The sequence below is a fragment of the Agrobacterium sp. El2ro-1b genome, from assembly GCF_048298475.1.
GTDB classification, from domain to species: domain Bacteria; phylum Pseudomonadota; class Alphaproteobacteria; order Rhizobiales; family Rhizobiaceae; genus Agrobacterium; species Agrobacterium fabrum.
On record NZ_CP103459.1, the window covers coordinates 710001 to 722456 of the forward strand.

The following is a 12456-nucleotide window of genomic DNA, read 5'->3' on the forward strand; positions in this document are numbered from 1 at the left end:
GCAGCAGGGCCTGCGCCTTGTTTTAGCCCGCTTCCTCGCTAATTGCTTTGCTAACGAAGCGTTAAGAGGGGCCTGTTTGTGCGGGTCCCTATATAGTGCGCTGCAATGTATTTGCCTTGACGTCGATGGATTTGACTCACGGCTTTGAAAGTTGCACATCTTCGCCTGAAGTTTCTGGAGAGCGCATGACCGACGGGGCACAGCTAGTATGACTGCGGATCGCAACGTGATCCGGTCGCTAGGCACGGAGCCGCCAATTCTGGCGGAAGGACGCCGTGCACCCGATCGTCGCGAAATTTCGCTCCGATGGCTCTCCGGTACGTTCCTGACCGGTATTACCTCTTCCATATTGATGGGTGTTGCGCTGTTTGCCGCTCTCGACGGCCGCCAGCAGCTTGCCATTCCCGCCGAGGCCTTCGCCAAAGCGGATATGGGAAACAATGCGACCGAAGCTGCCCGCCGTGGCACGCGTCTCGTCGCACCGAATATCGCGGCCCGGCCGTCCGACCGGTCGATCATGGAAGTTTCCACCGTCATCAATGAAGGCGACAAGGAAGTGGTCCGCAAGGTCCCCTTCTCTCACGTCAAGATTCCGCTGGCTTCCAATTACGCCAAGCAGGACGACTATCCTGCCTTCGACCCTCTGAATATCTTTGCAAGCAATGACGACAAGGATGCTCCCGCCCCGGCGGCGAGCCGCACGGGCACGATCTACGGTTCCGAAGTGGAGTCCGAAGTCAGCCTGAAAACCGTCGCCTTTCCCGTCCAGCATTCCAAATATGCCTTTGCCGGCTCCCTGAGCTTCGATGAGGTCGAGGAGGCGGTACGTTCCAACGGCTCGATCCTGACCGACGGTAACGAGCAGGTTGCGGCCCTTTATTACATCGACCCGCGCCGTTTCGATAATGATGAGGGTGATGTCGACATTACTGCGGGCCTCGCTGCCCGCGTCGTTGAACAGAACATGTCGGTTTCCACTCCACAATCACCCTCGGTGCCGGTCAAGGAATATGCCGACGACGTGATCCCTTCCCGCCAGAACGAGACGATCGAGGCCGCCCTGTTCGGCGCCGGTTATTCGAAGGCGCAGTCGTCCGAGATTGCGAAGCTTCTGTCGCCGCAGATCCAGTCGGAGAATGTCGAAAGCGGCGATGTCCTGCGTGTCGGCATTATTCAGGAAGACGAAAAAAGCGACATCGTGCGCGTCAGCCTTTACCGCAAGGGCCGCCACATGGTCACCATGGCCATCGACGACCGCAAGAATTTCGTCAAGGCCAGCGAACCGCCGAAGCTCGACGCGGTGGCGACCGCCTTCGACAGCACACCGGCGCCGGCCGCTGGCCGCGATCTGCCCAGCGTCTATGACGGGGTTTACCGTGCGGCTCTCGCTTATGGCATGAACCAGAGCATGGTCTCCCAGCTGATCAAGCTTCTCGCCAGCAGCGTCGATTTCCAGGCGCAGCTTAAACCGACCGATACGCTGGAAGCCTTCTTCTCGGTGGAGGATGCGGACGGCAAGGCGACGGACAAATCCGAACTGCTCTACGTCAACGCCAAGTTCGGTGACAACGAGACACGTTTTTACCGGTTCCAGAGCCCGGAAGATAACAGCGTCGATTATTTCGACGAGAACGGCAAGAGCATCCGGCAATTCCTGTTGCGAAACCCCGTTCCGAACGGCCGCATGACCTCCGGTTTCGGCATGCGCCGCCATCCCGTCCTGAAATTCAGCCGCATGCATACCGGTACAGACTGGGCGGCAGCCCGTGGCACGCCGATCATCGCGACCGGCAACGGCACCGTGGAAAAGGCCGGCTGGGCCTCCGGTTACGGCAACCAGACCTTGATCCGCCATGCCAATGGCTATGTATCCTCCTATAATCACCAGAGTGCGATCGCCAAGGGCGTCACCGAAGGTTCCAAGGTCCGGCAGGGTCAGGTGATCGGTTATGTCGGTTCGACCGGCCTTTCGACCGGTGCGCATCTGCATTACGAGCTGATCGTCAACGGCACCAAAGTGGATGCGATGAAGGTGCGCCTGCCGGGCGGCAAGTCGCTTTCCGGTGTGGCGCTGGCGCGTTTCTCCGACGAGAGAAAACGCATCGACAACCTGCTCAACATCGATGAAAAGCCCAATCAGGTGGCGAGCCGCTGATCGCCAGCGAATTCCAGACCGACAGTGTCGACCAAATGAAAAGGGCTCCGTTTCCGGAGCCCTTTCGTTTTATGCCGCATCGGCCGTTTCAGTCTCGGCCTCACCCTTGGCGGGCTTGACCTTGAACAGCAACCGGTCGGTGCCCGAGGTTACCTTGACCCGCGAACCATCGGGGATTTCACCGCCGAGGATCATTTCCGCAAGCCGGTCCTGAACCGATTTCTGGATCACCCGCTTCAGCGGGCGCGCACCATAAGCCGGATCGTAACCCTTGTTGGCAAGCCAGTTGCGGGCATCCTCATCCAGTTCGAGCGTGATCTTGCGATCGGCCAGAAGAGAAACGAGGCGCGTCAGCTGGATTTCCACGATCGCACCCATTTCGTCACGCCGCAGGCGGTGGAACAGGATGATATCGTCGATACGGTTGAGGAATTCCGGCCGGAAATGCGACCGAACCCGCTCCATGACCAGTTCGCGAACCGAATCCACATCGTCGTTGTCGCCCATCTGCGTCATGAATTCCGAACCGAGGTTCGAGGTCATGATGATGATGGTGTTCTTGAAATCGACGGTGCGACCCTGGCCATCCGTCAGGCGGCCATCATCCAGCACCTGCAGCAGGACGTTGAAGACATCCGGATGCGCTTTTTCGATTTCGTCGAACAACACGACCTGATAAGGCCGGCGTCGAACCGCTTCCGTCAGGGCGCCGCCTTCTTCGTAGCCGACATAACCGGGAGGTGCACCGATCAGCCGGGCAACGGAGTGTTTCTCCATATATTCCGACATATCGAGGCGAACCATCGCGGTTTCGTCGTCGAACAGGAAGCGAGCGAGCGACTTGGTCAGCTCGGTCTTGCCCACGCCCGTCGGGCCGAGAAAAATGAACGAACCGATCGGCCGGTTGGGATCCTGCAGGCCGGCGCGCGAACGGCGAACCGCCTTGGACACAGCCTGAACGGCCTCACCCTGCCCGACAACGGACTTGGCAAGCTCGTCTTCCATGCGCAACAGCTTTTCACGCTGGCCTTCCAGCATCTTGTCGACCGGAATGCCGGTCCAGCGGGAAACGACATGGGCGATATTATCAGGCGTCACCACTTCCTGCACCATCGAACCGGCACCGCTGCTGTCGCGGGCTTCCGCCGCTGCCAGTTCCTTTTCGAGGCCTGGAATGATGCCATAGGTCAACTCGCCGGCACGCTGGAACTGACCGTTGCGCTGGGCGATCGCCAGTTCGTTGCGGGCCTCGTCGAGCCGCTTTTTCAGGTCAGCGGCATGGCCGAGCTTCTGCTTTTCCGCCTGCCAGCGGGCCGTCAGCGCATCCGCCTTTTCTTCCGTATCGGCCAGTTCGTCCTCGAGCTTTCTCAAACGGTCGACGGAGGACTGGTCCGTTTCCTGTTTCAGGGCTTCGCGCTCAATCTTCAGCTGGATGATGCGACGATCCAGTTCATCCAGCTCTTCCGGCTTGGAATCCACCTGCATGCGAAGACGCGAAGCGGCCTCGTCCATCAAGTCGATTGCCTTGTCCGGCAGAAACCGGTCGGTGATGTAACGGTTGGAAAGCGTCGCAGCCGCAACCAGGGCCGAATCCGAGATGCGGACCTTGTGGTGCTGTTCGTATTTTTCTTTCAGACCGCGCAGGATTGAGATCGTATCTTCGACGTTCGGTTCATCCACCAGAACGGGCTGGAAACGGCGGGCAAGGGCTGGATCCTTCTCCACATGCTTGCGATATTCATCAAGCGTGGTGGCACCGACGCAGTGCAGCTCACCGCGGGCAAGCGCGGGCTTCAGCAGATTGGACGCATCCATTGCGCCATCGGCCTTGCCGGCGCCGACCAGCGTGTGCATCTCATCGATGAACAGGACGATGCCGCCATTTTCGGCCTGCACCTCGTTCAGCACAGCCTTCAGGCGCTCTTCGAACTCACCGCGATATTTCGCACCGGCGATCAGCGCGCCCATATCGAGCGCCATCAGCTTCTTGTCCTTCAGGCTTTCCGGCACATCGCCATTGACGATGCGCAGCGCAAGCCCTTCGGCAATCGCCGTTTTACCGACGCCCGGTTCACCGATCAGCACAGGATTGTTCTTGGTGCGGCGCGAAAGAACCTGGATCGTGCGACGAATTTCGTCGTCACGACCGATGACAGGGTCGAGCCTGCCCTCGCGGGCTTCCTCCGTCAGATCGCGCGCATATTTCTTCAGCGCGTCAAAGCCCTGTTCGGCGTTGGCGCTATCGGCCGTGCGGCCCTTGCGAATGTCGTTGATGACCTGATTGAGCGCCTGTGCGGTCGCACCTGCTTTTTTCAGGGAAGCCGAGGTGGAAGCCGAGCTTTCGATCGCAAGCGCCTGCAGCAGACGCTCGACGGTCACGAAACTGTCGCCAGCCTTCTTGGCAAGGTCTTCTGCGGTTGAAAATACCTTGGCGAGCGGAGCCGTCAGCGAAAGGCCGCCATTGCCGCCGGAAACCTTGGGCAATTTTGCAAGCGCCGCGTCATTGGCGAGACGCGCTTCCTTGGCGTCGCCGCCCGCACGCTCGATCAGCGATGCGGCCATGCCCTGCTCATCATCAAGCAAAACTTTCAGAACATGTTCGGGCGAGAACTGCTGATGGTTTTCGGCAAGCGCAAAGGTTTGCGCCGATTGCAGAAAACCGCGAACGCGCTCGGAGTATTTATCAATATTCATAGTCGAACCTCCATAGACCGGCCCGCCCGCTTTCGGCACGGCTCCGGGTGTTAGGGTTGAGGCTCCCTCAAAGGCAAGCCCCGCTACGACAGCCGTGTTCAAAGGATTTCACGATCGTCGCCTCTCGATGGTCGGTCGCCGTCGAATGCGGTTTCCGTCCATCCTGCACGAATATGGGAGGCATTTTCATGGGTTTAAAGGGGCGAAAATCCACTGCGCGGGAAATTTTCGCCTGACTTGACCGGCATCAATTCCGCCCTGCGATCAGACTTGGACGGCGACCGGTCTCACACCCATCGCCAAAAACAAAAAAACTCCGGCAAGCCGGAGTTTTTCAATCGCAGAGCTTGTTTGATGACGCTGCTTATTCAGCAGCATTCTCAAGCGTCGTTGCTGCAGCATCTTCACCAGCCGGTGCTTCTTCACCGTCGGCACCTTCCGTAGCGGCGGTGCGACGCGGACGACGCGGACGCGGACCGGTTGCCCGACGCGTCTTGGGTGCTGCGGCCGGTGCTTCCACCTGCTGCTGCTCTTCCTCGACGGCCACTTCCATGGGCGTACCTTCGATGACGGGCTGTGGCGCCTGGCTGGCGTCGTAGACCGGCGGCTGCTGGTCAGTGGCCACCTGCGGCTGGCGCGGTTGACGCTCCTGCCGTTCGCGGCGTTCGGGACGCTCACGACGCTCCTGGCGTGGCTCGTTCCGCTCAGTACGTTCCTGGCGTTCCGGCTGCTGCGCGCGCTCGACCTGTTCGGCCTGCTGCTGCGGTGCAACGAAGTTATCGTCGCCGTCGTTCATATCCATCTCGTCGCCATCGGCGGCATTGTACTCGCCGCGGTCGTCGCGCTGGAAGCGTTCCTGCATCTGGGCCTGAGCCGACGCGATGATGCGGTTGTAATGTTCAGCGTGCTGCAGATAGTTCTCAGCGATCACGCGGTCGCCGGAACTCTGCGCGTCGCGCGCCAGAGCCGTGTATTTTTCCGCTATGTGCTGGGCTGTGCCACGGATTTTAACATCGGGGCCGGAGCTGTCATAAGTCCTGGTGAGCGGGTTACCGCCCTTGCGGTTAAAGTTGTTGTTGTTACCGCCACCATTGTTATTGTTGTTGCTTCCACGCCCCCGGCCGCGCTTGTTCTGCTGTCCTGGCCTCATCAATTGCTCACCTGAATTCTGTTTTGCTGACAATCTGATTATTTTCATGCAATTCCGGGCGGAAAACCGCTGGAAATTTTTCCTGAAATTGCTGCACCACGCGCCCTGCTGAAGATAACCCCAGACAAGACCTCGCGTATGACGACCGGTCGCGCAAAATGCTGCAACGAGCCACCTGCGAACAAAGTTTACTGATTCACATGCCGGAAACGCCCAGCCTTCAGGGCTCTAAAAGAACCCGCTTCGGGACTGAGACCCATACCCTGACGAATCTAAATTCGTGCTCAGCCACCCGGCATGTGGGCGCAAACTATCCCGCTTCCCGCGGAAATCCAAGCCTTTTCTTTTGCTGTGCAAAATATCCTTGCAAAAAATCCGCAGACATATCGCGAACAACTATCTCCGGAAGGTCAAAACTCTGTCGTTACCGCCATAATCCTTCACGGCATCCAGAAGAGAGAAGCCGTGGGACGCAAATATAGCGGAAACATCAAGCCTTTGATCGTAACCGATCTCCACACCGACAATCCCGTTTTCCACAAGAAAGCGGCCTGCGTCGGCAGCGATGAGGCGGTACGGTGCAAGGCCGTCCTGACCTCCGTCCAGCGCGGCCATCGGATCGTGGTTACGAACCTCTGGGTCGAGCGTTGCGACGATATCAGTTCTTATATAGGGCGGATTCGACACAATTATGTCAAAGCGACCAGAGATTTTTTCAAACCAGTTACTGCGAATGGTTTCGAAGCGTGAATCGAGACCATTTCGAGCGGCATTTTTAGCAGCCGTTTCCAGCGCATCGGCTGAAATATCACTACCGATACCGGACGCCTGCGCACATTCCTTTAAAAGCGCCAGACAGATCGCACCCGTTCCCGTGCCCAAATCCAGAATGCGGGCGCTACCCGTTCGGGAAACCGCCTCTTTTAACGCCGGTAACAGCGTATCGACGAGAACCTCTGTATCCGGGCGCGGTTCGAGCGTTTCCTTCGACAGAAGAAGATCAAGGCCATGAAATTCGCGGTGGCCGAGAATGCGATGCACGGGTTCAGCCTCAGCCCGCCTTTCGATCATAGCCGCAATACGAGCGCTTTCGTCCTGCGTGACTGGATGCTCAGGTTTCATCACGAAATCTGTCAGTGAGAAACCGGTGACATCAGCAATCAGCAGGCGGGCATCAACGAGCGGATCGGCGACACCAGCCGCCTGCAGCCGTTTGCGGGCGGCGATAAGCTCTGCCGAAACCGTCGCGTCACCGCCGCCTCTCAAAGCTGTTGTTCGCCAAGCTGGGCGAGTTGACCCGCCTGATAATCGGCGATCAAAGCATCCACAAGTTCATCGATCTCGCCTTCGATCACGCGATCGAGTTTATAGAGCGTGAGATTGATGCGGTGATCGGTAACACGGCCCTGCGGAAAATTATAAGTGCGGATGCGTTCGGAACGGTCGCCGGAACCGACCTGGCTCTTGCGGTCGGCCGAGCGTTCGCTGTCCACCTTCTGACGCTCGATGTCGTAAAGGCGGGAGCGAAGAACCTGCATGGCTTTGGCACGGTTCTGGTGCTGCGATTTTTCCGAGCTGGTGACGATCAGGCCCGTTGGAAGATGGGTGATGCGAACGGCGGAGTCGGTGGTGTTGACGTGCTGGCCACCTGCGCCCGAAGCACGCATCGTGTCGATGCGGATATCTTCCGGGCGAATTTCAACGTCGATGTCTTCCGCTTCAGGAAGGACTGCGACGGTGGCGGCCGACGTGTGAATGCGACCGCTCGCTTCCGTTTCCGGTACACGTTGCACACGGTGCACGCCGGATTCGAATTTCAGCTTGGAGAACACCCCACGCCCGGTGATCGTGGCGATGATTTCCTTGTAACCGCCCGCTTCGCCTTCGCTGGCGGAAAGCACTTCCACCTTCCAGCCCTTGGTCGCAGCGAAGCGCTCATACATGCGGAACAGATCGCCGGCAAAAAGGGCTGCTTCGGACCCGCCGGTGCCGGCGCGAATTTCAAGGATCGCGCTTTTTTCATCCGCCGCATCCTTGGGAAGCAAAAGGACCTGCATGTCCTTTTCAAGCTCACGGATGCGCGTCTCAACTTCCGGCAACTCCATTTCCGCCAGATCGCGCATGTCCTTTTCGGTGGTTTTATCGGCAAGCAGCGCTTCCAGATCGGCGGCCTCGGAAATCGCTTTTTCGTAGTCGCGGATTTTCTTCACCACCGGCTCAAGTTCGGAATATTCCGAAGCCAGCTTCACATAGACATCCGCTGCCGGCCCGGCCGACATACGCGCTTCGATCTCGCCGAAACGCCGTTCCAACTCGCGCATTTTTTCGACGGGAAGCTTCGCCACCAGTCACTCCAATAATGAAACAGGTCTTTTAGAGCGCTTTGGCTTTTCTTCGAAACGCGAAAACGCTCTAACTTTTTGCTTTAACGCATTTCCGGACGGAAAACCGGGGTCCACTTTTCCTGGAAATGCTCTAAATAGGAATGGAATGCGTCGCGGCAAAGCGTAACAACACCTCGCGCGCACTTTCCAGCGAATTGTGATCATCCAGCGCCGCGTTCAACTCTTCGGCAAGCTTTGCGGCATCGAGCCCGAGCAGCATCGCCTTCACCGGACCGATCGCCGTCGGCGACATGGAAACCGAGCGGAATCCGAGGCCGATCAACGCCATGGCCGAAAGTGGCTTGCTTGCCATTTCGCCGCAAAGTGTGACGGCGGTGTGGTGTTTCTCACCGGCGCGCACGATATCGCGCAGAATGCGCAGGAACGGCTTGCCAAGATTGTCGAAACGATCCGACACCCGTGCATTGCCACGATCCACCGCCATCGAAAACTGGAACAGGTCGTTCGAACCGACGGAAACGAAATCCACCTCCTGCATCAGCTCATCGAGCTGCCACATCAGCGACGGCACTTCCAGCATCGCGCCGAATTGCAGCTTTTTCGGCAGCGCGTGGCTGAATTTCGAAAGATGCTGCACTTCTTTCTGCAAAAGGTCGCGCGCGGCGCGGATTTCCGACACTTCCGTCACCATCGGCAACATCATGCGCAGTTCAGCACCGGAGGCAGCGCGCAGCAGCGCGCGCATCTGCGTGCGCATCAGGCCCGGACGGTCGAGCGACAGGCGGATCGCCCGCCAGCCGAGTGCCGGGTTTTCCTCTTCCTGGCCGCGCATATACGAGACGACCTTGTCGCCGCCTATATCGAGCGTGCGGAAGGTGACGCTCTTTCCCTTGGCCTGCCGCAGAACGGAGCGATAGAAAGCTTCCTGCTCCTCGCCCTTCGGCATGTTGGAGGCGATCATGAATTGCAGCTCGGTGCGGAACAGGCCAATGCCATCGGCGCCGGATTCCTCCAGCTGCGGCAGATCGACCAGCAGACCCGCATTCATCTTCAGATTGACCTTCTGGCCATCCTTGGTGATCGGCTCGACATTGCGCAGCGCGCGGAACTGCTCCTGCCGCTTGGCCCGCAGGCGCACTTTTTCCTCATAGGCGCGCTGCAAATCCGACATCGGACGCAGATGCACCTGGCCGTCATCGCCATCGATGATGATCGGATCGTTATTTTCGGCAAGTGCGACGATGCCGGTCGCCTGCCCGATGATCGGGATGCCCATGGCGCGCGCGACAATGACGACGTGGCTCGTCACCGCGCCGTCTTCGAGCACCAGTCCGCGCAACTTCTCACGCGGATAATCCAGCAATTCGGCAGCACCCATGGCGCGGGCAAGCACGATGGCATCGAGCGGAAAATCCTGCGCGGGATTATGACCGCCGAAACCGATCAACTGGCGCAGCAGCCGGTTGGCGAGATCGTCGAAATCATGCATGCGCTCGCGCAGATAGGGATCGGTCAGGCGCATCATGCGCGCCTTGGTGTCGCTCTGCACCTTCTCGACCGCGGCTTCCGCCGTCAGGCCGTTGCGGATCGCCTCTTCCATGCGCCGCACCCAGCCCTGATCGTGGGCGAACATGCGGTAGGTTTCCAGAACTTCGCGATGTTCGCCTTCCGTAGGCACGTCGCGGCGTTGCAACATGTCGTCGATGGAGAGCCGCAGCGAACCTATCGCATCGGCAAGACGCCGGATTTCCGTATCCGCATCCTCGTTCAGAAGATTGGTGACGACGATTCGGGGATCATGCAGCACGACATGACCAAGGCCGATGCCTTCGCCGTAGGCATCGCCATCGATGGACACGGCGCGCGTCAGGTCGAGTTCCACGCCGGGGCGGGTGATCTTCTTCAATTCACCGCTCGCCACTATTTCAGCGATGAGCATCGCAGTTGTCTCGAGCGCTTCAACCTCATCCTCCCGGTACGTTCGGCTGGCCTTGTTCTGGACCACAAGAACGCCAAGAGTACGACCAGAGCGCAAAATCGGCACGCCGAGGAAGGAATGATAAATTTCCTCACCGGTTTCAGGAAGATAGCGGAAAGCGGGATGTGCCTGCGCATCGGAAAGATTGAGCGGCTGGGCGGAAGCGGCAATGGTGCCGACAAGACCCTGCCCCATTTTCAGCTGGGCAAGATGCACGGCATCCTTGTTCAGACCTTCGGTGGCATAAAGCTCCAGCACGCTGTCGGAGCGCAGCACATAGACCGAGCAAACCTCCGCCACCATGTTGCTGGCTATCTGACGGACGATCTGGTCCAGACGCTCCTGCGGCTCAAGGTGCTCCGCCATCATTTCGCGCAGCCGCTTTAGCAGGACGCGCGGACCTGCGGAAAGATCTCTCATCGCGTTTGCTCCCCGACGCTTCCGATCCGAATGTCATAATATTCCGGAATCAAAACGTCATTTAAAAATTTATAGCGCGAGAAGCGCGTCCCGCAAGGGACACGCTTTCATGAAACGCCACATCGGAAGAACGCAACTCCGAAGAATCGGAGCATCGGGAACCGATGTCTCGGGTTCAAGCCTTATCGAGACCGTAAGCGGAATGCAAAGTGCGAACCGCAAGTTCGGCATAGGCGCCGTCGATCAGGATCGAAATCTTGATCTCGGAAGTGGTGATGGCCTTGATGTTGATGTTCTTCTCGGCCAGTGCCTTGAACGCGCTGGCGGCAACGCCGGCGTGGCTGCGCATGCCGATACCGATGACCGAAACCTTGGCGAGGCCCGTTTCGTTCTGCGCGACGTCAAAGCCGATCTGGGCCTTGTTGTCGTCGAGAACCTTGAGCGCCTTGACGACGTCACCGGAAGGAACCGTAAAGGTCATGTCTGTGCGCGAGCCATCTTCGGAGATGTTCTGCACGATCATGTCGACGTTGATATGCGCTTCGGCGAGCGGGCCGAAGATCGCGGCGGAGACGCCCGGACGGTCGGCCACGCGGCGCAGCGAAATCTGTGCTTCATCCTTGGCATAGGCGATGCCGGTTACGACTTCCTGTTCCACGATTTCATCCTCGTCACAAATCAAAGTACCGGGCGGGTTGATGAGGTCGCCCATGCCCGGCGCATCGGGATCCTCGAAACTGGAGCGAACGAAGGTGCGCACCTTGTGTACCATGGCAAGCTCGACCGAGCGAACCTGCAGAACCTTCGCGCCGAGAGACGCCATTTCGAGCATTTCCTCAAAGGCGATCTTCTTCATGCGACGAGCCTTGGGCTCGATGCGCGGATCGGTGGTGTAGACGCCATCGACATCGGTATAGATGTCGCAGCGATCCGCCTTGACGGCAGCGGCGATGGCGACAGCCGACGTATCCGAGCCGCCGCGGCCAAGCGTCGCGATGCGATTATCCGGGCCGATGCCCTGGAAACCGGCAACCACGGCAACCTGTCCCTCACCCATGCGCTTGACGATATCGGACCCGTCGATCTCGAGAATGCGGGCGGCGCCATGCGCATTGTCGGTGCGGATCGGGATCTGCCAGCCCTGCCAGGAGCGTGCATTGATGCCCATGGATTGCAGGGTGATTGCCAGAAGGCCAGAGGTCACCTGCTCGCCGGATGCGACAACCGCGTCATATTCGCGCGCATCATAAAAGGAGGCGGCATTGGTGCCGGCCACCTTCGCAGCATTCTGCACCCAGTCCACCAGCTCATTGGTTTTGCCGGACATGGCGGAAACGACCACGGCCACTTCATGGCCGGCATCCACTTCGCGTTTCACATGCCGTGCGACATTGTGAATGCGTTCGAGGTTCGCGACGGACGTGCCGCCGAATTTCATGACAATGCGAGCCATAGCCTTGACCAGTACCATCCCATTTTCCCGCCGGCTCCTTCAGGAAAACGGACGGACAAGAACAAACCCAGTCGGCCCTTTCTTAAAAAAGAGCCTCAAGTTGCGGGTCTCTTAGCGAAAAGGAGGGGGGCACGCAATGCCGTTTATGAACCATGCGGTACGCCTTTTTTGCCGCCTTCAAAACGGAGGAAGACGCCGCAGAACCGTTAGCAGGATAAAACACCCGTAAAAGAGCGTACCGCGGTGCACTGTACAAACGGG

The 12456-nt window shown here is 58.8% G+C and carries 7 protein-coding genes; 1 reads left to right on the plus strand and 6 read right to left on the minus strand.

From position 1 onward, the window contains the following. The first annotated feature begins 208 nt into the window (after positions 1-208). Positions 209-2155 carry a M23 family metallopeptidase gene (locus tag NYR50_RS17515; protein ID WP_174011222.1) on the plus strand — a complete coding sequence of 649 codons (1947 nt, stop codon included), beginning with the start codon at positions 209-211 and terminating at the stop codon, positions 2153-2155. Positions 2156-2224: 69 nt separating this feature from the next. On the opposite strand, the gene clpB is transcribed toward NYR50_RS17515, so the two are convergent. The 6 genes from clpB to NYR50_RS17545 all read right to left on the minus strand — a co-directional run bounded on the left by clpB (position 2225) and on the right by NYR50_RS17545 (position 12195). After that, positions 2225-4849 (minus strand): ATP-dependent chaperone ClpB, encoded by a 2625-nt coding sequence (gene clpB / locus NYR50_RS17520; RefSeq protein WP_418137710.1) that lies wholly within the window; start codon positions 4847-4849, stop codon positions 2225-2227. A 364-nt stretch (positions 4850-5213) separates the two neighbouring features. Further along, positions 5214-5999, minus strand: coding sequence for a DUF4167 domain-containing protein (locus NYR50_RS17525; protein WP_006313939.1), 786 nt, complete (start codon positions 5997-5999; stop codon positions 5214-5216). 396 nt (positions 6000-6395) lie between these two features. Next, on the minus strand, positions 6396-7265 hold the full coding sequence (gene prmC / locus NYR50_RS17530) for a peptide chain release factor N(5)-glutamine methyltransferase (RefSeq protein WP_418137711.1): 870 nt from the start codon (positions 7263-7265) through the stop codon (positions 6396-6398). Then, positions 7262-8344: a peptide chain release factor 1 gene (gene prfA, locus NYR50_RS17535; protein WP_418137712.1), complete on the minus strand. Its 1083-nt coding sequence runs from the start codon at positions 8342-8344 to the stop codon at positions 7262-7264. The genes prmC and prfA overlap by 4 nt, the downstream gene beginning before the upstream one ends. A gap of 130 nt (positions 8345-8474) precedes the next feature. Continuing rightward, positions 8475-10742, minus strand: a complete 2268-nt coding sequence (gene ptsP, locus NYR50_RS17540; RefSeq protein ID WP_418137713.1) for a phosphoenolpyruvate--protein phosphotransferase — start codon at positions 10740-10742, stop codon at positions 8475-8477. Positions 10743-10917: 175 nt separating this feature from the next. Next, a complete protein-coding gene (locus NYR50_RS17545) occupies positions 10918-12195 on the minus strand; it encodes an aspartate kinase (protein WP_418138268.1) in 1278 nt (425 codons plus the stop codon). Between the last annotated feature and the right edge of the window lie 261 nt (positions 12196-12456).

What these genes read in the sequence shown, in the direction of transcription:
- clpB (WP_418137710.1), bottom strand. Translation starts at nt 4,849, where the DNA reads ATGAATATTGATAAATACTCCGAGCGCGTTCGCGGTTTTCTGCAATCG.
- NYR50_RS17515 (WP_174011222.1), top strand. Translation starts at nt 209, where the DNA reads ATGACTGCGGATCGCAACGTGATCCGGTCGCTAGGCACGGAGCCGCCA.
- NYR50_RS17545 (WP_418138268.1), bottom strand. Translation starts at nt 12,195, where the DNA reads ATGGCTCGCATTGTCATGAAATTCGGCGGCACGTCCGTCGCGAACCTC.
- ptsP (WP_418137713.1), bottom strand. Translation starts at nt 10,742, where the DNA reads ATGAGAGATCTTTCCGCAGGTCCGCGCGTCCTGCTAAAGCGGCTGCGC.
- NYR50_RS17525 (WP_006313939.1), bottom strand. Translation starts at nt 5,999, where the DNA reads ATGAGGCCAGGACAGCAGAACAAGCGCGGCCGGGGGCGTGGAAGCAAC.